Source organism: Pantoea sp. X-Soil-TKNS-1211 (assembly GCF_059730495.1).
The window spans coordinates 1297335-1318358 of sequence record NZ_AP035953.1; the positions used below are offsets into that span (position 1 = coordinate 1297335).

Consider the following 21024-nt stretch of genomic DNA (forward strand, 5'->3'; position numbering starts at 1 on the left):
GCAGCGATAAAAAAACCGGTGCCTGGGCACCGGTTTTTTTATACTGCATAGCACATTTTATTGCTTGTCGTGGAGCGTCTCGTCTTCGCGGCAGTCTCCTAACGCACAGTGGCCGTACAGATACAGGCTGTGGTTAGTCAGTTTGATCCCATGACGTGTGGCGATTTCGCGCTGACGGGTTTCAATGGATTCATCGCTGAATTCAATCACTTTGCCACAATCCAGACAGATCAAGTGGTCATGGTGATGCTGCTGTGTCAGTTCAAAGACGGATTTACCACCCTCGAAGTTATGGCGGGTGACGATTCCCGCGTCATCAAACTGGTTAAGAACGCGATAAACCGTTGCCAGACCAATCTCTTCGCCCATGTCGATCAGGCGTTTGTACAAATCTTCCGCGCTGACGTGATGGCATTCGGGTTCCTGAAGCACTTCCAGAATTTTCAGTCTGGGTAGCGTGACTTTCAGGCCAGCCTTCTTCAATGCGGAGTTGTTGTCAGTCATGCGGATATTGTCCTGTTACTTAGCTAGTCACTTGCGGCGCAGGGCCTTGAATGTCGATCACGCGCATTCTCATTTGCGTCTCATTATAGAACTCAAGCAGTGAAATGAAAACCAAGGGAATATCCTGAAAATCACCAGTGGCTGTAAGGAAAAGTGTCTCTAACGCCGGCGGGGATCATGCAGGTCTTTGTTTCCATTTCACTCAGCCTCATTCTGATGCCAGAGGAATAAGCGGATGACCGTTATGGGTATTCTACAGAATTGCGGGAAAAAGTTAAAAAACAGTAGCTATTATTTTTATAGGAAATCCCTTTAACTCAATGTGAGCCAGCGCCCACATTGAGGAGGGCAGGGGATCAGGCTTCGATGATCTCTTTCAGTTGCAGCTCATCGAAAATCTGTTTCACCCACTTATCAACACGTTCGTTGGTCAGCTCAGGCTGACGATCTTCGTCGATGGCCAGGCCAAGGAAGTGTTTATCATCTGCCAGACCTTTAGACGCTTCGAAATGGTAGCCTTCGGTTGGCCAGTGGCCAACAATCACCGCACCGTTAGGTTCGATGATATCGCGGATGGTGCCCATCGCGTCACAGAAGTATTCTGCGTAGTCTTCCTGGTCACCGCAGCCGAACAGCGCAACCAGTTTTCCATTGAAATCAATCTCTTCCAGCGTCGGGAAGAAATCATCCCAGTCGCATTGTGCTTCGCCGTAGTACCAGGTCGGAATGCCCAGCAGCAGGATATCGAATGCTTCGAGATCTTCTTTGGTGCTCTTGGCAATGTCATGCACTTCGGCCACATCTTTACCCAGTTGTTTCTGGATCATTTTTGCAATGTTTTCAGTATTGCCGGTATCGCTGCCGAAGAAAATGCCTACGATTGCCATGAGTTAAGTAACCTCTTAAATCCTGATTAGGAGTTGAATGCACAGTTAAGCGAATGATAGCAGACCGGGCAAAGTGGCGGAACTTGTAAAGCCGTGACTTTTGTTCCTGCGTGCGGTCTGCACGTGTTACGACAGTTTGAGTTGCGCCAGCAGCATTTGTTCAATCAATTCACTACGGCTGATGTTTTGCTGCTCTGCCAGAGTATTGAGCGCGTCAACCGCCTCACTACTCATTTTCAGTTCCACGCGCCGCAAACCACGTACTTTGTCGCGTTTCAGCTGATTGCGCTTGTTAATGCGCAACTGTTCGTCACGCGTTAGCGGACTGGTTTTGGGACGACCGGGACGTCGCTCATCAGCGAAGAGATCGAGCGTGGTACGGTCAGTTTGTTCTTTTGCCATTTTTTGTAAAACTGAGTGGGCGCGAACGGCGGAAAGGCGCTGCGCAATTTATACATTATCGGCCCTGCCACGGTGAAAAAATCATCCGTGGCAAATTTTTAGCGCGACATCATACTCCAGCACCCCTTGCGACGCCAACCTTAAACGGTCTACGGCAAGCTTTTGCTTTTACAGTACAAAAAAGCGGCGAACCGCGCGTAAAACCGCCTCAGGCTTTTCGGCATGGACCCAATGACCTGCGCCACTGATGACGTGCGCATGTGCCAGAGGGAACTGCCGCAGCAGTGCATCGCGATGCTGATTATCCAGATAAGGTGACTCGCTGCCGCGGATAAACAATGCCGGATGCGGCCAGGCCGGGACCTCTTGCCAACCGGAGATGGTGGCGTAGTTATCCCACAACACCGGCACATTGAAGCGCCATTCCCCATCCTGGAACGACTTAAGAATGAACTGAATCACGCCCTCTTCAGTAAGACAAGTACGCATCACCTCGGCGGCTTCACTGCGTCGCGTCACACCCGCAGCGCTCACCGCACGGATGGCGGCGAAAATCTCATCATGGCGACGGGTCTGATAATCCACCGGTGCGATATCAATCATCACCAGCTTTTCAATGCGTTCCGGCGCAATGGCGCTTAACGTCATGGCAATTTTGCCGCCCATCGAATGACCGATGACGCCAACACGGTCGAGGCCTTGGGCGTCGAGGGTCTCAACGATATCCTGTGCCATCGCCGCATAGTTCATCACGTCGCTGCGCGCGGAGAGACCGTGATTGCGCACATCCACCTGCAAGGTGGGGCGAGCATCACGCAGGCCTCGCGCCAGCACACCCAGGTTATCCAGGCTGCCAAACAGGCCATGAATTAACAGAATGGGAGGGGCATCAGGGGCAGATTGTTCAGTTTGCAGACGGGCATTCAAAATCATGGCAAAGTTCTTACGGTTGTGGGCTGCGCTTAGGTTATCATGAATCCACCTGTCCAGGAGCCAGCCTGGTGGGCATTAGGGCATATTCCGACTTTTGCCCTGAAACGATGCCAGCGCTATCGGCCGCCTGGGATTTAACTTTATAATCCTCATGTTAGAGCCCGCTCACATTTTGCACGGCAGGATTTTGCTAAGGCCTTTGCAGAAATGCGTGGTTCTGTCATTTGCCAGAATCGTACGGAAAAAGATGAAAACGATTGAAGTTGACGAAGAACTCTACCGTTATATTGCCAGCCATACCCAGCACATTGGTGAAAGCGCCTCCGAAATTTTGCGCCGCATGCTGAAGTTCACTGCCGGTCAGAGTGCCCCTGCAACCCCTGCTGTGGCTCAGGCTGCGGCAAAAGAAGCCCAGCCAGTTGTGACGCAGGCACGTCCGCAGGATCGCGTTCGCGCGGTACGTGAGCTGTTACTTTCCGATGAGTATGCGGAACAGAAAAAGGCGGTTAACCGCTTTATGCTGGTGTTGTCAACGCTCTATCGTCTTGATCCCGCAGCCTTTGCGGATGCCACGGCGTCACTGCAAGGACGCACCCGCGTCTACTTTGCCGGTGATGAGCATACGCTGCTGCAAAATGGCACCCATACTAAGCCGAAGCATGTGCCCGGCACGCCGTACTGGGTGATCACCAATACCAATACCGGTCGCAAATGCAGCATGGTGGAACACATCATGTTAGCCATGCAGTTCCCGCAGGAACTGACAGAGAAAGTTTGCGGCACCATTTAAACCGAAGCGTCAGGGAGAAGCGCCAATGGCCAATCACCCCCGTGCCGGGCAGCCCGCCCAGCAGAGCGATTTGATTAACGTTGCACAATTAACCTCTCAGTACTATGTCCTGAAGCCGGACGTGGACAACCCTGAACATGCGGTGAAATTTGGTACTTCCGGTCACCGTGGTAGCGCAGGACGTCACAGTTTCAACGAAATGCATATTCTGGCGATCGCGCAGGCGATCGCGGAAGATCGTAAGAAGAACGGCATCACCGGTCCGTGCTATGTCGGGAAAGACACCCATGCGCTGTCTGAACCGGCGATTCTGTCGGTACTGGAAGTGCTGGCGGCGAACGGCGTGGATGTGATTGTGCAGCAGGACAACGGCTATACGCCGACACCGGCAATCTCCAACGCAATCCTTGAGCACAACAAACGCGGTGGTGCACTGGCGGATGGTATCGTCATCACCCCGTCGCACAACCCGCCGGAAGATGGTGGCATCAAGTACAACCCGCCGAACGGTGGCCCGGCCGATACCAACGTCACCAAAGTGGTGGAAGATCGTGCCAACCAACTGATGAAAGCGGGTCTGCAGGACGTGAAACGTCTGCCACTGGATCAGGCGTGGGCCAGCGGCCATATCGTCGAGCAGGATCTGATTCAACCGTATGTTGAAGGGCTGGCGCAGGTCATCGACTTCCCGGCGATTCAGAAAGCCGGCCTGAAAATCGGTGTCGATCCGCTCGGCGGCTCCGGTATGGCCTACTGGCAGCGTATCGCTGAGCATTACAAGCTTGATATCACCATTGTGAATGATGCGATCGATCAGACCTTCCGCTTTATGCATCTGGATAAAGATGGCGTGGTGCGTATGGATTGCTCGTCAGAGTGTGCGATGGCGGGCCTGCTGGCTTACCGTGACAAATTCGATCTGGCTTTCGGTAACGATCCCGATTATGACCGTCATGGCATCGTGACGCCAGCCGGTCTGATGAACCCGAACCACTATCTGGCGGTTGCGATCAACTATCTGTTCCAGCATCGTCCGCAGTGGGGCAAAGATGTCGCCGTGGGTAAAACCCTGGTGTCCAGCGCGATGATTGACCGCGTGGTAAACGACATCGGTCGCAAGCTGGTGGAAGTACCGGTTGGTTTCAAATGGTTCGTTGATGGCCTGTTTGACGGCAGCTTTGGCTTTGGGGGTGAAGAGAGCGCCGGGGCATCCTTCCTGCGTTTCGATGGCACCGCCTGGTCCACCGATAAAGACGGCATCATCCTGTGTCTGCTGGCTGCGGAAATCACGGCGGTAACCGGTAAAAACCCGCAGCAGCATTATGATGAGCTGGCCGCGCGCTTTGGTGCACCAAGCTACAACCGTTTGCAGGCAGCGGCGACCTCGGCACAGAAAGCGGCACTTTCTAAGCTGTCACCCGAAATGGTGAGCGCCGACACGCTGGCAGGTGACCCGATCACCGCACGCCTGACGGCGGCACCGGGTAACGGGGCTTCGATTGGTGGCCTGAAAGTGATGACGGAGAACGGCTGGTTTGCGGCGCGTCCGTCCGGCACCGAAGATGCCTACAAAATCTATTGTGAAAGCTTCCTCGGCGCAGAGCATCGCCAGCTGATTGAGAAAGAAGCGGTAGAGATCGTGAGCGAAGTGTTGAAAAACGCCTAAGCGCAGCGAAAGGGAAAAAGGCGCGTAATGCGCCTTTTTTATGGCATAAATCGATAGCCAATGCCGGTTTCGGTCAGCAGATGGCTCGGTTGGGTGGGGTTGGCTTCCAGCTTCTGGCGCAGATGCCCCATATAGATGCGCAGATAGTGGCTATGCTCCACCGCATTTGGTCCCCAAACCTGGTTCAGCAGTTGACGTTGTGTCAGCACTTTACCGGCATTGTTCAGCAGCAGGCTGAGCAGCCGGAATTCGGTCGGTGTCAGATGCACCTCTTCGCCAGCACGCAGCACACGTCGTGCGGCCAGATCGACCGTGACCTCACCAAAACTTAATACCGGTTCGGGCTGGCTGCCCTGATGACGGCGCAACGCCACTCGTACCCGTGCCAGCAATTCGCCAATACCAAAGGGTTTGGTGAGATAGTCATCAGCACCGGCATCCAGCGCATCGATTTTATCTTGCTCATCGGTGCGGGCAGATAACACGATCACCGGCATGCTGCTCCACTGGCGCACTTCGCGGATAAAATCATTGCCATCGCCATCGGGTAGACCGAGGTCGAGGATCACCAAATCAGGTTTGCGCGTGGCGGCTTCAATCAGGCCGCGTTGCAACTGCTCGGCTTCCACAATTTTTAACCCTTCACCCTCCAGTGCCAGGCGCACGAAACGGCGGATCTCCTTTTCATCTTCCACGATCAAGATGGTGGTCACACGAACTCCTGCGGCAAAAAATGGATAACAGCCCACTGTAGCAATAAATCGCGCCGACGTCCGTGCGGAAGTTTGTTACTCAGTGGGAACCTGGTGTTTACATTCGTGTAACTTAATTTCAGCCTGACGATGAAATGGACAAAAAAAGATCAAAAAAGTGGTCGGATGAGTAGTAAAATTACACAACCAGGCGTAATATTCGTGTCAGATCACATTTTCTAAGACTCACCAGGAGGCAACCATGTATCAGGCATATCCGTTCTACAAAGTTGTGCTGCGGCGTGCGCTGGTGGTGTTACTGGGGGTGCTGGCGCTCCCTGTGATGCTGTTCCGTGCTGACCGTGCGCGTTTCTACAGCTACCTGCACCGTATGTGGTGCAAAACCAGCGCTAAGCCGGTATGGCTGGCGCAATCTGAAGCGGCAAGCGGCATTTTCTGGTAACGCAGTATCGCTCCCGCTCCACCCGGTGCTTTTCCTGAAGCACCGGGTTTTTTTATGCCAATTTTTCACTCCGCATTCCTTCAGACGCTGTGTTCGCCGTGCATTTCAGCTACACTTTAAACCTGTACAGAATTTATGGAGTTGTACAAGTATGCGCGAAAAAATTCCTGTCGGTATCAGTGCCTGTCTGCTCGGGGATAATGTCCGCTTTGATGGCGGCCATAAACGTTTTGCCTTTGCCACAGACGAACTCTCCCCCTTTGTGCATTTTGAAGCGGTGTGTCCGGAGATGGCGATTGGTCTGCCGACACCGCGCCCGGCGTTACGTCTGGTGAAAGAGGAGGATGCGCGTGTGCATCTTTGCTTCAGTAAAGCGGGCGGTAATGAAGTCACCGATCAGATGGCACAGTGGTCAGCTCAGCGAGTGAAAGCGTTGCATCATTTGTGTGGCTACATCCTGTGTGCCAAATCACCCAGTTGCGGCCTTGAGCGGGTACGGGTGTATGAACCGGACACTAACAACAACCGTAAAGCCGGAACCGGCATCTTCACCGAGTTTCTCCAGCGTGAACTGCCGTGGTTGCCGCTGGAGGAGGATGGTCGTCTGCACGATGCGGATATCCGCGAGAACTTTATTGGCCGCGTTTATGCCCTGCATGAATTCAATCAGATGTGGCGCAACGGTCTGACGCGTCATCAACTGATGGCGTTCCACAGCCGCTACAAACTGCTGCTGCTGTCCCATTCTCAGGATGAATACCGTGAGTTGGGACGTTTTGTGGCAAAGATGGAGGCATGGGATACGCTGGATCATTACGCCTTTGAATATCGCAACCGGCTGATGCGCCTGCTGGCTCACCCATCAACCCGACGCAACCACACCAATGTGCTGATGCATGTGCAGGGTTACTTTCGCCCTCAACTGACCTCGCCGCAGCGTCAGGAGCTGGCTTTGCTGATTGACCGCTACCGTCGTGGGGTGCAGCCGTTGCTGGCACCGATCACCATGCTGAAACATTACATGGCGGAATTTCCGCATCCGTGGCTGACCCAGCAGCGTTATTTTGACCCTTACCCGGAAGCGCTACGTCTGCGCTATGGCCAATAATTTCAGGAGTGTTATGACCACGCATCTTGTCTGGCTGCGCAATGATTTACGCATCAATGACAACAGCGCGCTGTATGCCGCCTGTCGCGATCCGAACGCCCGCGTGCTGGCGCTGTTTATCGCCACGCCCGGCCAGTGGCAACAGCATCATATGGCAGCGAAACAGGCGGCATTTATTTATCAAAGCCTGTGTCTGTTGCAGACGTCGCTGGCGGAACGAGGTATCCCGCTGCATTACCAGCAGTGCGACGATTTTGCCGCGTCGCTGGATTTGCTGGCGGAGTTTTGCCAGCAGCATCAGGTGGATCAACTGTTTTACAACTACCAGTACGAAATCAACGAACGTCAGCGTGATGCCGCAGCAGAAAAACGTCTCGATGATCAGGGGGTGATTTGTCAGGGCTTTGATGACAGCCTGCTGCTGCCGCCGGGCAGCGTGCAGACAGGTAATCACACCATGTTCAAGGTGTTTACCCCGTTCAGCAAAGCCTTTGTTCGTCGTCTGCATCAGGGACTGCCCGAGTGCCATATGGCACCCCGCGCCCGTCAGGGTGCGCCGATCAAGGTCGATAAGAAAATCCCGCCTTTCGATTATCCGTTGGAGGATTTCGACGTCGCGCTGTTTCCCGCAGGGGAAGAGGCGGCACTGAAACAGCTGCGCCATTTCGCGCAGCAATCCGTGGTGGATTATGCCGCTGAAAGGGATAAGCCCGCCGTGGATGGCACCAGTCGGCTGTCGGTGTATCTGGCGACTGGTGTGCTGTCACCGCGCCAGTGCCTGCATCGCATCCTCAAACAGCACCCGGATGCACTGGATGGCGGTCACGCGTTTGTCTGGCTGAACGAATTGATCTGGCGCGAGTTCTATCGTCATCTGATGGTGGCGTTTCCTGCATTGTGCAAGCATCAGCCGTTTGTCGCCTGGACGCGTAACGTGCGCTGGCAGAAGAATCAAAGCCACCTCACCGCCTGGCAGCAGGGCAAAACCGGTTATCCGATTGTGGACGCGGCGATGCGCCAACTGAATACATTGGGCTGGATGCATAATCGGCTGCGTATGATTGTCGCCAGTTTTCTGGTGAAAGACCTGTTGATCGACTGGCACGACGGAGAACGCTACTTTATGCAGCAGCTGATTGATGGCGATCTCGCCGCCAACAACGGGGGTTGGCAGTGGGCGGCCTCCACGGGTACTGATGCGGCTCCCTATTTCCGCATTTTTAACCCAACTACCCAGGGGGAACGTTTCGACCCGCAGGGGGCATTTATTCGTCAGTGGCTGCCGGAGCTGGCAGACGTCCCGGACGCGCATATCCATCAGCCGCACGTCTGGGCGCAGAAAAATAATATGGCACTCGATTATCCCGCGCCGATCGTGGAACATAAGGACGCACGTAAAAAGACACTGGATGCCTTCGAGCGCGCGCGCAGCGCGGCCTGAAAGGTCAGGGAGCCATTATGAATCATGTTGAATTAGAGCACATCGTTAACCAGCAGCTGAACAGCAGCACCTTCAGTGACTATGCGCCCAATGGGTTGCAGGTCGAAGGTCGCCCCGAGGTTAACACCATCATCACCGGTGTCACCGCCTGTCAGGCATTGCTGGACGAAGCGGTGAAACGCAATGCGGATGCGGTGATGGTGCATCACGGTTACTTCTGGAAAAGCGAAGCGCCAGTGATTAAAGGGATGAAACGCCAGCGCCTGCGTACGCTGCTGGCCAATGATATCAACCTGTATGGCTGGCATCTGCCGCTCGACGCCCATCCACATCTTGGCAACAACGCGCAGCTGGCGCGCCTGTTCGATATCGAGGTGAAGGGGGAGGTTATGCCGCTGGTGCCGTGGGGCGAGCTGGCGGAGCCGTTGAGCGGAGAGGCGCTGGCACAACGCATCGCACAAGCGCTGGGACGCACGCCGTTGCATTGCGGTGATAATGCGCCGGAGAAAATTAAACGCATCGCCTGGTGTAGCGGCGGCGGTCAGGGCTTTATTGACAGTGCGGCAGCGTTCGGCGTCGATGCGTTTATCACCGGCGAAGTATCGGAGCAAACCATTCACAGCGCGCGTGAACAGGGACTGCACTTCTTTGCCGCAGGTCATCACGCCACCGAACGTGGCGGCATCAAGGCACTGGGAGAATGGCTAGCGCAGAGCTACGGCCTCGACGTCACCTTTATTGATATCGACAATCCTGCCTGATTTTTCAGCTATTACGCCCTTAGCTGCGGCCGGGGGCGCAAATCGGTTGACACACCTCTGACACTTTCGCATAACTGGTTGCCTTTAAAGCATAAGCGATACGCGTTTATCGGGCGGCAACCTCGGTTGGCTGCCCGCGAGAAAGTGAATCAGGAGGTGGGTTTTGCAACGAGCACGTTGTTATCTGCTGGGTGAACGCGCGGTGGTGCTGGAACTGGAGCCACCGGTTTCCTTAGCCAGCCAGCAACGCATCTGGGGATTGTGCCAGCGGCTACAGGGCAATGAAAAAGTGTCGGAAGTGATTCCCGGCATGAATAATCTGACGCTGCTGCTGCGCGATCCGCAGCACAATGCGCTGGATGCCATCGAGAGTCTGCAACGCTGGTGGGAAGAGAGTGAAGCGCAGCGACCCGAATCGCGCCTGGTCGAGATCCCGGTGGTGTATGGCGGCGACGCCGGGCCGGATTTGTCGGTGGTCGCCGAACATGCCGGTATGACGTCACGCCAGGTGGTTGAGCTGCACAGCAGCACTGACTATGTGGTGTATTTTATTGGCTTTCAGCCAGGATTCCCCTATCTGGGCGGCCTTGATAGTCGCTTACATACGCCGCGCCGTGCCGAACCACGCGTGATCGTGCCTGCCGGTTCGGTGGGTATCGGTGGTAGCCAAACCGGCGTCTACCCACTGGCGACGCCGGGCGGCTGGCAATTGCTGGGGCAAACCACCGTCGGGCTGTTTGATCCGCAACAGCAACCGCCGACGTTGTTGCGTCCCGGCGACAGCGTGCGCTTTGTGCCGCAAAAGGAGGGCGTATGCTAAAAATTCTTCGTGCCGGATTGATGACCTCCTTGCAGGATCAGGGCCGCTACGGCTGGCGACAGTTTGGTATCAGCGTCAGCGGCGCGCTCGATCAACCGGCAATGCGAACGGCCAATATGTTGGTGGGCAACGCCGAAGGCAGCGCGGTACTGGAGATTGTGCTGGGTCAGTTTAAAGCGCAGTTCCAGCGTGACGGTTGGTTCGCCCTGACCGGTGCGGGCTGCCACGCCGATCTGGACGGCAAACCGGTTTGGACTGGCTGGCGTCTGCCGGTGAAAAAAGGTCAGGTACTCAGTCTGTCGATGCCGGTGCACGGTATGCGCAGCTATCTGGCGGTCCACGGTGGCTTTGCCGTGCCAGAGATGCTGGATTCCACCAGTACCGATCTGAAAGCCGGATTCGGTGGTTATCAAGGACGCAAGTTGCAGGATGGCGACCTGTTGCCACTCGGCAAGACCACCCGCGACTTTAGTAAGAAAGCCGGGGTACGGCAGTTGCTATGGGGCAATCGTATCCGTGCACTGCCTGGCCCGGAATACAACGAATTCACCCGCGAAGCACAGGAAGCGTTCTGGCGCAGCGCGTGGAAACTCAGCCCGCAAAGTAACCGTATGGGTTATCGCTTGCAGGGACGCACGCTGCACCGTAAAGCCACGCGTGATTTGCTGTCACATGGCCTGGTGCCGGGGGTGATTCAGGTGCCGCCGAACGGCCAGCCGATTGTGCTGATGGCCGATGCGCAAACCACCGGTGGATATCCCCGCATTGCCTGCATTATCGAAGCCGATCTCTACCATTTGGCGCAAATTCGTCTCGGTGAACCGATTCATTTCACTCATTGCACACTGGAAGAGGCGATGCAGGCGAAGCAGCAGCAACAGCGCGTATTTGATCAGATGACCTGGGGACTATCACATGAAAATTGATCTCAATGCCGACCTCGGCGAAGGCAGCCCAAGCGATCAGGAACTGTTACAGCTGGTCAGCTCAGCCAACATCGCCTGTGGTTTTCATGCCGGTGATGCCGCAACCATGCTGCAATCGGTACGTTGGGCGCAGGCTGCGGGTGTAGCGATTGGTGCGCATCCCAGCTTTCCCGACAGGGAAAATTTTGGCCGCACCGCCATGCAGTTGCCGCCTGAGACCGTCTATGCGCAGATGATCTACCAGATTGGTGCGCTGAAGAGTCTGGCGGAGAGCGAAGGGGCACGCCTGGTGCACGTCAAACCGCACGGCATGTTGTACAACCAGGCGGCGGGTGATCCGCAACTGGCGGATACCATTGCTCGCGCGGTCAAAGCGGTCGATACCGGTTTGATCCTGGTGGGCCTGGCGGGCAGCGAGTCGATTCGCGCGGCGGCGCATTATGGACTGAAGACACGTGAAGAGGTGTTCGCCGATCGCGGTTATCAGTCCAGTGGTGCGCTGGTGCCGCGTGGTCAGCCGGGAGCGTTGATTGAGGATACTGCGCAGTCGATCGCCCACACGCTGACGATGGTGCAGCAGCGCAAAGTACAAAGCATTTCTGGCGACTGGGTGACGGTGAATGCGGAAACCGTGTGTTTGCATGGCGACGGCGCTCACGCATTGCAGTTTGCGCACGCATTGCGCTCGGCCTTTGCGGCACAGCACATCACGGTGACCGGCGCATAAGTTTCGAACAATTACCCGGCTTACACATTTCGTAGCGGCGCGATTTATCGCGCTGTTTTGACCTTTGCGGTGGAAATAACGCGCAATAAATCGCGCCGCTACAAATATACACAATGCCGGGCTTTTTATTTCTGATGAGGGGAGAAAACATGGAGAACGTGGTGAATCTTTGGCCGCTGCTGGGTATTGCCGCCATCGTGCTCGGCTTTGTGCTGCGGTTTAACCCGGTACTGGTAGTGATTGTGGCCGGTTTTGTCACCGGACTGGCGGCACATATGCCGCTGGCCGACATCTTAGAAAAACTGGGTTCCGGGTTTCTGAATACCCGTAACCTGCCGTTGATTCTGCTGCTGCCGTTGGCGGTAATCGGCCTGCTGGAACGCCATGGATTGAAAGAGCGAGCGCAGAGCTGGATCGCGCAGATCAAAACCGCCACGGCGGGACGGCTGCTGATTGTCTATCTGTTTGTCCGCGAAATCACCGCCGCGCTGGGGCTGACCAGCCTCGGTGGTCATCCGCAGATGGTGCGGCCGTTGCTGGCTCCAATGGCGGAAGGGGCGACAGAAAACCGTTATGGCGAGGTATCGCCCGAGGTGCGTCATCGTCTGCGCGCCATGTCGGCCGCCACCGATAACGTCGGGCTGTTCTTTGGTGAGGATATCTTCGTCGCCTTTGGTGCCATCATCTTTATGCACAACTTTATGCAGGAGTCGGCGGGCATCCAGACCGAACCGTTGCATATCGCGGTATGGGGCATCCCCACCGCGATTTGCGCCTTCCTGATCCACTCTGCCCGCCTGATGCGTCTCGACCGCCAGCTGGCGCGTGAGCTGGGTGCACTAAATCACCAGGCGTTACAAGCCAAAGGAGCGGAATGATGTTCCAGCAACAATATCTGATGTGGCTGGCAGGCATCATTCTGCTGATTGTCGCGGTGTTTTCCTGGCGGGATCGGGCCAATCCACGGCGTCTGACCACCGGGTTGTTTTGGGCGTTGTATGGTGTGATCTTTCTGATTGGCGATGGCACCTATCAATGGATAGCGCCGCGCTCACTGCATATCGCTGTGGGCGTGGCCGTGGTGGTTATGGCCTTGATCGCCGGGTTTGGCGGTGTGCGCCTCGGCAGTTATCACCAGCGTAGTGACAAGGAAAAACAGGCCAGCGCCCAACGTCTTGGTAACAAACTGTTTATCCCGGCACTGGCGATTCCGGTGGTGACCGTGATTGGTGTGCTCGCCTTCAACAATCTTCCTGGCCTGCAACAGGCGGTATTTGGCCCCGGGAACCATTCTACGCTGGTCACCCTGTTCTCAATGATGGTGGGATGTGTGATTGGCTGGCTGGTGGCGCTGAAGCTGACTCGCGAAAAGCCGCTGCAATCGATGCAGGAGACGCGTCGCTTGCTGGATGCGGTCGGCTGGGCCTTTATCTTGCCACAAATTCTGGCCACGCTGGGTTTGCTGTTCACCAGCGCCGGGGTCGGTAACGCGATTTCCCATCTGACCGAGCAATACCTTGCCGTCGATAACCGCTTTATCGCGGTAGCGGTGTATGCCATCGGTATGGCGCTGTTGACCATGGTGATGGGCAATGCGTTCGCCGCGTTCCCGATTGTCACCGCCGGTATCGGTATCCCGATTCTGGTGCTGCAACACCACGGCAACCCGGCAGTGATGGCGGCGATTGGCATGTTCTCCGGCTACTGTGGCACTTTGATGACACCAATGGCAGCTAACTTCAATATTGTCCCGGCACGCCTGCTGGAACTGCCGGACCGCAATGCGGTGATCAAAGCGCAGGTACCGACCGGCGTTATGCTGTTAGTGGTCAATATTTTCCTGCTGTGGTTCATGATGTTTTTGTGAGGAAAGAATGAAAACGGTATTAATGACCGCGTTTGAGCCTTTTGAGGGCGAAAGCATCAATCCCTCATGGGAAGCGGTACGATCTTTTGATGGTAAGGTGATTGACGGTGCGCGCGTGGTGGCACGTCAGTTGCCGGTGGCATACAGCCGCTGTGGTGCCGTGCTGATGCAGGCGCTGGAAGAGTTGCAACCCGATCGCATTCTCTGTATCGGCCAGGCGGGCGGGCGCAGCGATATCACCGTGGAGCGCGTGGCGATCAACATTGATGATGCGCGTATTCCTGATAATGAGGGGCAGCAACCGATTGATCAGCCGGTGGTGGTGGGTGGTCCGGCGGCTTACTTTTCGACGTTGCCGATCAAGGCGATAGTCGCGGCAACGCGCGAGGCTGGCGTACCGGCATCGGTATCGCAAACGGCGGGTACGTTTACCTGTAATCATGTGATGTATCGCCTGCTGCACTGGTTGGCAACGCATCAGAGCAGCGCGCGCGGCGGTTTTATTCATATTCCTTATCTGCCGGAACAGGCGGTGAAACACCCCGGAGCACCGAGCATGGCGGCCACCAGTGTGATCCAGGCGCTGGAGATAGCGATCCGTGTGACGCTGCAGCTGGATCAGGATTTACAGGTCGCGGGTGGCGCGACCCATTAACAGGAGTCGTTATGCCTGAAGGACCGGAGATCCGCCGCGCGGCGGATCAACTGGCGGCGGCGATGACGGGCAAACCGCTCACGGATGTGTGGTTTGCCTTTCCGCAGCTGCAAACTTACGAACCGGCGCTACTGGGTGCAACCATCACGACGATTGAAACCCGTGGTAAGGCGCTACTCACACATTTCTCCAATGGCCTGACGCTCTACAGTCATAACCAGCTGTACGGTGTGTGGCGGGTGGTACCGACGGGGACTGAACCCCAAACGTCGCGCCAGTTACGGGTGCGGTTGGCCAATGCTGAACAAACCATTCTGTTATATAGCGCTTCAGACATTGAGTTGCTCAACGCTGAGACGCTGGCGGTGCATCCTTTTTTACAACGTGTCGGGCCGGATGTGCTGGATGCCAGCCTGACGGTGGAGGCGGTGCAGGCGCGCCTGTTGTCGCCACGCTTCCGGCGGCGGCAATTCAGCGGTTTGCTGCTTGACCAGGCGTTTCTTGCCGGGTTAGGCAACTATCTACGGGTTGAGATTCTGTGGCATGCACAATTGCTGGCGCAGCATCGTGCCGTGGACCTTAATGACGTACAGCTGTGGGCGCTGAGTGCAGCGCTGCTGGCGGTGCCGCGCCATTCTTATCAGATGCGTGGCAGTATGAAGAAATATCATGAAGATGCGGCTTTCCGCTTTGAGGTGTTTCATCGTCAGGGCAAAAAGTGCCGTCGCTGTGGCACGGTGATCGAGAAGGGGGTGTTGTCATCCCGACCTTTTTACTGGTGTCCGGGGTGTCAGAGTTAATCATGACGGGTCTGACGCGCGATAAATCGCGCCGCTACGCCAGGAGCTGGAATTGTAGCGGCGCGATTTCGATGCAGCAGGCGGGATAACCCGCCTGTAAACTTACTTCTTCAGCGCCGAATTGAAAGGACGCTCGGTATAACCGGTATACAGCTGACGTGGACGGGCAATCTTCATGCCTTCGTCGTGCATTTCTTTCCAGTGTGCAATCCAGCCCACGGTACGCGCCATCGCGAAGATTACGGTAAACATGGAAGAAGGAATGCCCATCGCTTTCAGAATAATGCCAGAGTAGAAATCGACGTTCGGATAGAGTTTACGTTCAATGAAGTACGGGTCGTTCAGCGCGATGTGTTCCAGTTCCATCGCCACTTCCAGCAGATCATCTTTCATACCCAGCTCATTCAACACTTCGTGACAGGTTTCACGCATCACGGTGGCTCGCGGGTCGTAGTTTTTGTACACACGGTGGCCGAAGCCCATCAGACGGAACGAATCGTTTTTGTCTTTGGCACGACGCACGAATTCCGGGATGTGCTCCACGGTGCTGATCTCTTCCAGCATACGCAGCGTGGCTTCGTTAGCGCCACCGTGTGCGGGTCCCCACAGGGAGGCGATACCGGCCGCGATACAGGCAAACGGGTTAGCACCAGACGAACCGGCAGTACGCACGGTAGAGGTTGAGGCGTTTTGTTCGTGGTCAGCATGCAGAATCAGAATACGATCCATCGCACGTTCCAGTACCGGGTTTACCTTGTACTCTTCGCACGGGGTGGCAAACATCATATGCAGGAAGTTACCCGCATAGGAGAGGTCGTTGCGCGGATAAACGAACGGCTGACCAATCGAGTATTTGTAGCACATCGCGGCCATGGTCGGCATTTTGGACAGCAGGCGGAATGCCGCGATTTCACGGTGACGTTCAATATTGACGTCCAGTGAGTCGTGATAAAATGCGGCCAGTGCACCGGTCACACCACACATTACCGCCATCGGATGCGAGTCACGGCGGAAGCCGTGGAACAGACGGGTGATTTGTTCGTGAATCATGGTGTGGCGGGTGACGGTGGTGCGGAATTCTTCAAACTGTTCCTGGGTCGGCGCTTCGCCGTTAAGCAGGATGTAACACACCTCCAGGTAGTTTGAGTGGGTCGCCAGTTGATCAATCGGAAAACCGCGATGTAACAGAATGCCTTCATCACCATCAATAAAGGTGATTTTTGATTCGCATGACGCTGTAGATGTGAAGCCAGGGTCGAAGGTAAACAGGCCTTTATTGCCGAGTGCGCGGACATCAACGACATCCTGTCCCAGCGTGCCATGCATCACGTCCAGTTCAACTGCCGTATTGTCTTGTAGGGTTAGCGTCACTTTTTTATCTGTCATTTTTCGTCTCCATAGCGCCTTGGTAGGTAAGGATCTTAGACACCAGAATAGCCTTCATGTTGCATATACCCGTCGTCATTCAAGACGCCGCTGCGTTGGCTACGTGGACTCATCCCAGTCACTTACTGGAGTAAGCTCCTGGGAATTCGTGCACTTGCCGCCTTGCTGCGCCTCAAATGACTTAGGCTATAAAAAACCACAATCTTCACAGTATCACTCTGCGGTCACGTTTGTCGTGCAAGGTAGAGTACAGAGCGAACGATGCGTTTGGGGCAGTGGCGTCCGGGCATGACATGCTGCAAATCGCGGATGTTAAAGATCCTGTCACGACATAACTTTTTGGTAACCAATAACCTGATGCTTTGTAATGCTCTGAGTGGCAATGTTACATAACTTCAGCTTAGGGGAAAGTGTATCCCCATAACTTTTGTGCATCATAGGGCTTTAATGCGTTTGTTTGTAACCGAATTGTTGAACTTTTGTCAAATCAGATAATTAAAAATGTATGAAATGTGAAATCCGTGAGGGGGATCACTGTTCAGCTTAAATGTGACCAAAGAGATTGTAGGGGAATTGTAATCAGAATGTGATCCTCCTATACTGCCGCCAGGTCTCCGGAATACCCTGACACCAGGAGCCACCCAGCGTTTTCCCCGCGTCATTGAACACTGGATGTTGCTTCTTTGGTGACGGTTGCACTCTGAACACGTCCTGTGTCTCTGGTGCAACCCAGGACCGGAGGAAGCAAAATAAAAAAGAGCTGTGTGGGCAAAACCGTGAAAAAACAAAGACCTGTTAACTTGGATCTCTCGACGATCCGGTTTCCCGTTACTGCAATATCGTCCATTCTCCACCGCGTCTCCGGCGTGATCACCTTTGTCGCTCTCGGAATTCTGCTCTGGTTGCTGGGTCTCTCTCTCTCTTCTCCCGAAGGTTTCCTGCAAGCCGCATCCATTATGGATAGCTTCTTCGTCAAATTCATCATGTGGGGCATCCTGACTGCGCTGGCTTATCACGTGGTTGGCGGTATCCGTCATATGTTGGCCGATTTTGGCTTTATGGAAGAGACCCTGCAGGTGGGAACCCGTTCCGCGCAAGCGGCTTTTGTTATCACTGTCGTGCTGTCTATTTTGGCTGGAGTCCTCGTATGGTAAGCAACGCTTCTGCATTAGGACGCAACGGTATCCATGACTGGCTGTTACTGCGTGCTGCTGCAATCTTAATCGCGCTCTACATTATCTATCTTCTCGGTTTCGTGGTGATGACTGGCACGCTGACGTATGACGTCTGGCGCGGCTTCTTCGCTTCCTCTTTCACTAAAGTGTTCACGTTGCTGACGCTGTTCTCGATTCTGATCCACGGTTGGATTGGGATGTGGCAGGTCCTGACTGATTACGTGAAGCCGCTGGCTACCCGTCTGGTATTGCAGCTGGTGATTGTGGTCGCGCTGTTGTCCTATGCAATTTATGGAACCGTTGTGGTGTGGGGTGTGTAAATGAGTTTGCCAGTCAGAGAATTTGATGCCGTGGTGATCGGCGCGGGTGGTGCAGGTATGCGCGCCGCTCTGCAAATCTCCCAATCAGGCCTGAGTTGCGCTCTGTTATCGAAAGTGTTCCCGACCCGTTCTCATACCGTATCGGCGCAGGGTGGTATCACCGTAGCACTGGGTAACACCCACGAAGATAACTGGGAATGGCACATGTATGACACCGTCAAAGGTTCCGACTATATCGGTGACCAGGACGCGATCGAATATATGTGTAAAACCGGCCCGGAAGCCATTCTGGAGCTGGAGCATATGGGCCTGCCATTCTCCCGTCTTGATGACGGCCGCGTCTATCAGCGTCCGTTTGGTGGTCAGTCAAAAAATTTCGGTGGTGAGCAGGCAGCGCGTACCGCTGCGGCAGCCGACCGTACTGGCCACGCCCTGCTGCATACCCTGTATCAGCAGAACCTGAAAAACAAAACCACCATCTTCTCCGAATGGTATGCGCTGGACCTGGTGAAAAACGAAGACGGTGCGATTGTCGGTTGTACCGCCATCTGCATCGAAACCGGCGAAACCGTCTACTTCAAAGCCAAGGCGACTATCCTGGCGACTGGCGGTGCGGGACGTATTTATCAGTCGACCACCAACGCCCACATCAACACCGGTGACGGTGTCGGTATGGCGCTGCGCGCAGGCGTACCGATGCAGGATATGGAGATGTGGCAGTTCCACCCAACCGGCATTGCTGGAGCGGGTGTGTTGGTAACAGAAGGTTGTCGTGGTGAAGGCGGTTATCTGCTGAACAAACACGGCGAACGCTTTATGGAACGTTACGCGCCGAACGCCAAAGATCTGGCGGGTCGTGATGTGGTAGCGCGTTCCATGATGGTTGAGATCCGTGAAGGCCGCGGCTGTGATGGCCCTTGGGGGCCGCACATCAAGCTGAAACTCGACCATCTGGGGGCTGAAGTGCTGGAATCTCGTCTGCCGGGGATCCTCGAACTGTCGCGTACCTTTGCTCACGTTGATCCGATCAAAGAGCCGATCCCGGTGATTCCAACCTGTCACTACATGATGGGTGGCGTGCCGACTAAAGTTACCGGTCAGGCGCTGCGCGTTAATGAGCAGGGTGAAGATGAAGTGATTGCCGGTCTGTTCGCGGTGGGTGAAATCGCCTGCGTATCGGTACACGGCGCAAACCGCCTCGGCGGTAACTCACTGCTTGATCTGGTGGTATTTGGTCGTGCGGCCGGTCTGCATCTGGCGGAGTGTATCGCAGAGCAGGGCGAACTGCGCGATGCCACTCAGGAAGAAATCGACGCGGCAATGGCGCGTTTCAACCGCTGGGAAAACAACACCACCGGTGAAGATCCGGTTGAGATCCGCAAAGCATTGCAACGCTGCATGCAAAACAACTTCTCGGTGTTCCGTGAGGGCGAAGCGATGGCGCAGGGTCTGGAAGAGTTAAAAGTGATCCGTGAGCGTCTGAAATCGGCGCGTCTGGATGACCGTTCACCGGACTTCAATACCCAACGTATTGAGTGCCTCGAACTGGATAACCTGTTAGAAACCGCCTATGCCACAGCGGTAGCGGCCAACTTCCGCACGGAAAGCCGTGGTGCGCATAGCCGCTTCGACTATCCGGATCGCGATGATGAAAACTGGCTGTGCCACAGCCTCTATGTTCCGCAAACGGAAAGCATGACGCGCCGTGAGGTGAACATGCAACCGAAACTGCGTGCGGCCTTCCCGCCGAAAGCGCGTACTTACTAATTGCGGAGATCATCATGAGACTCGAATTTTCAATCTATCGTTACAACCCGGAAGTGGATGACGCACCGCGCATGCAGGAGTACAGCCTGGAAGCGGAAGACGGTCGCGATATGATGCTGCTGGACGCGCTGATCAAGCTGAAAGAAAAAGATCCGACGCTGGCTTTTCGTCGTTCCTGCCGTGAAGGTGTGTGTGGCTCCGATGGCCTGAACATGAACGGCAAAAACGGCCTGGCCTGTATCACACCGGTCTCGGCACTGGGTAATGGCAGCAAGAAAATTGTTATCCGTCCGCTGCCAGGTTTGCCTGTGATCCGCGATCTGGTGGTGGATATGGGGCAATTCTACGCACAATATGAGAAGATTAAGCCTTACCTGTTGAATAACGGGGAAAATCCACCGGCGCGTGAGCATCTGCAAAGCCCGGCGGATCGTGAGCATCTCGATGGCCTGTACGAGTGTATCCTCTGCGCCTGCTGCTCCACCTCGTGTCCGTCGTTCTGGTGGAACCCGGACAAATTCATTGGCCCGGCCGGTTTGCTGGCCGCTTACCGCTTCCTGATTGACAGCCGCGATACGGAAACGGATGCGCGTCTGGATAATCTGAACGATGCTTTCAGTGTATTCCGCTGTCACAGCATCATGAACTGTGTGAGCGTGTGCCCGAAAGGACTAAACCCGACGCGCGCCATCGGTCATATTAAGTCGATGCTGCTGCATCGCGGAGCGTAAAAACGTACCACTGCCGGGAACCTCAGGTTCCCGGCAGTTTACGGAAGCCTTTATAAGCGCGGTTAACACCACGCTTATAAAGGTTCCCTTACGAGTCGGGCGCCGATAGCGCAAGGGCTCGTATCGCTGAACTCACTACGGCAAGCCGCGAAAGCGGCAACAATGAAACCTCAAAAAAAGCATACTAATGCTTAAGGGATCAC

General features: G+C 55.2%; 23 protein-coding genes. 17 read left to right on the top strand and 6 right to left on the bottom strand.

Features of this window, described 5'->3' with window-relative positions; all coding sequences use genetic code 11:
* Positions 1–57: 57 nt before the first annotated feature.
* The 4 genes from fur to ybfF form a co-directional block, all read right to left on the bottom strand.
* Positions 58–504, bottom strand: a complete 447-nt coding sequence (fur, locus tag AC6I8W_RS06175; protein ID WP_013508277.1) for a ferric iron uptake transcriptional regulator — start codon at positions 502–504, stop codon at positions 58–60.
* 356 nt (positions 505–860) lie between these two features.
* Positions 861–1391, bottom strand: coding sequence for a flavodoxin FldA (gene fldA, locus AC6I8W_RS06180; protein WP_013508278.1), 531 nt, complete (start codon positions 1389–1391; stop codon positions 861–863).
* 126 nt (positions 1392–1517) lie between these two features.
* A complete protein-coding gene (gene ybfE, locus AC6I8W_RS06185; RefSeq protein WP_013508279.1) occupies positions 1518–1793 on the bottom strand; it encodes a LexA regulated protein in 276 nt (91 codons plus the stop codon).
* 168 nt (positions 1794–1961) lie between these two features.
* Positions 1962–2726 carry an esterase gene (gene ybfF, locus AC6I8W_RS06190; RefSeq protein WP_497837397.1) on the bottom strand — a complete coding sequence of 255 codons (765 nt, stop codon included), beginning with the start codon at positions 2724–2726 and terminating at the stop codon, positions 1962–1964.
* A gap of 247 nt (positions 2727–2973) precedes the next feature.
* Between ybfF and seqA the strand changes: the two genes are divergently transcribed.
* Both seqA and pgm read left to right on the top strand, forming a co-directional pair.
* A complete protein-coding gene (gene seqA / locus AC6I8W_RS06195; RefSeq protein ID WP_497837398.1) occupies positions 2974–3516 on the top strand; it encodes a replication initiation negative regulator SeqA in 543 nt (180 codons plus the stop codon).
* A gap of 25 nt (positions 3517–3541) precedes the next feature.
* On the top strand, positions 3542–5182 hold the full coding sequence (gene pgm / locus AC6I8W_RS06200; protein ID WP_497837399.1) for a phosphoglucomutase (alpha-D-glucose-1,6-bisphosphate-dependent): 1641 nt from the start codon (positions 3542–3544) through the stop codon (positions 5180–5182).
* A gap of 38 nt (positions 5183–5220) precedes the next feature.
* On the opposite strand, the gene kdpE is transcribed toward pgm, so the two are convergent.
* The gene (kdpE, locus tag AC6I8W_RS06205; protein WP_497837400.1) at positions 5221–5895 is read right to left on the bottom strand and encodes a two-component system response regulator KdpE; all 675 of its coding nucleotides are present in this window, start codon (positions 5893–5895) and stop codon (positions 5221–5223) included.
* A gap of 241 nt (positions 5896–6136) precedes the next feature.
* Here kdpE and AC6I8W_RS06210 point away from each other — a divergent pair, with 241 nt between their 5' ends.
* The 11 genes from AC6I8W_RS06210 to nei all read left to right on the top strand — a co-directional run bounded on the left by AC6I8W_RS06210 (position 6137) and on the right by nei (position 15442).
* On the top strand, positions 6137–6337 hold the full coding sequence (locus tag AC6I8W_RS06210) for a DUF2517 family protein (protein ID WP_013508284.1): 201 nt from the start codon (positions 6137–6139) through the stop codon (positions 6335–6337).
* A gap of 151 nt (positions 6338–6488) precedes the next feature.
* The gene (locus AC6I8W_RS06215) at positions 6489–7445 is read left to right on the top strand and encodes a YbgA family protein (RefSeq protein WP_497837401.1); all 957 of its coding nucleotides are present in this window, start codon (positions 6489–6491) and stop codon (positions 7443–7445) included.
* Between the two features lie 13 nt (positions 7446–7458).
* Positions 7459–8886 (top strand): deoxyribodipyrimidine photo-lyase, encoded by a 1428-nt coding sequence (gene phrB / locus AC6I8W_RS06220; RefSeq protein WP_497837402.1) that lies wholly within the window; start codon positions 7459–7461, stop codon positions 8884–8886.
* Positions 8887–8903: 17 nt separating this feature from the next.
* Positions 8904–9647, top strand: a complete 744-nt coding sequence (locus AC6I8W_RS06225) for a type 2 GTP cyclohydrolase I (RefSeq protein WP_497837403.1) — start codon at positions 8904–8906, stop codon at positions 9645–9647.
* Between the two features lie 163 nt (positions 9648–9810).
* Complete coding sequence (gene pxpB, locus AC6I8W_RS06230; RefSeq protein WP_497837404.1) at positions 9811–10467, top strand: 5-oxoprolinase subunit PxpB; 657 nt, start codon at positions 9811–9813, stop codon at positions 10465–10467.
* The gene (gene pxpC, locus AC6I8W_RS06235; RefSeq protein ID WP_497837405.1) at positions 10461–11393 is read left to right on the top strand and encodes a 5-oxoprolinase subunit PxpC; all 933 of its coding nucleotides are present in this window, start codon (positions 10461–10463) and stop codon (positions 11391–11393) included. The genes pxpB and pxpC overlap by 7 nt, the downstream gene beginning before the upstream one ends.
* Complete coding sequence (gene pxpA, locus AC6I8W_RS06240) at positions 11383–12120, top strand: 5-oxoprolinase subunit PxpA (RefSeq protein WP_497837406.1); 738 nt, start codon at positions 11383–11385, stop codon at positions 12118–12120. The genes pxpC and pxpA overlap by 11 nt, the downstream gene beginning before the upstream one ends.
* 149 nt (positions 12121–12269) lie before the next feature.
* Positions 12270–12998 carry a DUF969 domain-containing protein gene (locus AC6I8W_RS06245; protein WP_497837407.1) on the top strand — a complete coding sequence of 243 codons (729 nt, stop codon included), beginning with the start codon at positions 12270–12272 and terminating at the stop codon, positions 12996–12998.
* Positions 12995–13987 (top strand): DUF979 domain-containing protein, encoded by a 993-nt coding sequence (locus AC6I8W_RS06250; protein ID WP_497837408.1) that lies wholly within the window; start codon positions 12995–12997, stop codon positions 13985–13987. Before AC6I8W_RS06245 ends, AC6I8W_RS06250 begins: the two co-directional genes overlap by 4 nt.
* Before the next feature lie 7 nt (positions 13988–13994).
* Positions 13995–14642, top strand: coding sequence for a pyroglutamyl-peptidase I (gene pcp, locus AC6I8W_RS06255; protein ID WP_497837409.1), 648 nt, complete (start codon positions 13995–13997; stop codon positions 14640–14642).
* Positions 14643–14653: 11 nt separating this feature from the next.
* Complete coding sequence (gene nei / locus AC6I8W_RS06260; protein ID WP_497837410.1) at positions 14654–15442, top strand: endonuclease VIII; 789 nt, start codon at positions 14654–14656, stop codon at positions 15440–15442.
* 102 nt (positions 15443–15544) lie between these two features.
* On the opposite strand, the gene AC6I8W_RS06265 is transcribed toward nei, so the two are convergent.
* A complete protein-coding gene (locus AC6I8W_RS06265) occupies positions 15545–16828 on the bottom strand; it encodes a citrate synthase (RefSeq protein ID WP_497837411.1) in 1284 nt (427 codons plus the stop codon).
* Between the two features lie 764 nt (positions 16829–17592).
* Between AC6I8W_RS06265 and sdhC the strand changes: the two genes are divergently transcribed.
* From sdhC to AC6I8W_RS06285, 4 genes are read left to right on the top strand one after another with little or no spacing between them, the layout of a single operon-like run.
* Entirely contained in the window at positions 17593–17982 is a 390-nt protein-coding gene (gene sdhC / locus AC6I8W_RS06270; protein WP_497837412.1) for a succinate dehydrogenase cytochrome b556 subunit, read from the top strand.
* On the top strand, positions 17976–18323 hold the full coding sequence (gene sdhD / locus AC6I8W_RS06275; RefSeq protein WP_497837413.1) for a succinate dehydrogenase membrane anchor subunit: 348 nt from the start codon (positions 17976–17978) through the stop codon (positions 18321–18323). The genes sdhC and sdhD overlap by 7 nt, the downstream gene beginning before the upstream one ends.
* Positions 18324–20090 (top strand): succinate dehydrogenase flavoprotein subunit, encoded by a 1767-nt coding sequence (sdhA, locus tag AC6I8W_RS06280; RefSeq protein WP_497837414.1) that lies wholly within the window; start codon positions 18324–18326, stop codon positions 20088–20090.
* A gap of 14 nt (positions 20091–20104) precedes the next feature.
* Positions 20105–20821 carry a succinate dehydrogenase iron-sulfur subunit gene (locus tag AC6I8W_RS06285; protein ID WP_013508299.1) on the top strand — a complete coding sequence of 239 codons (717 nt, stop codon included), beginning with the start codon at positions 20105–20107 and terminating at the stop codon, positions 20819–20821.
* The last annotated feature ends 203 nt before the right edge of the window (positions 20822–21024 follow it).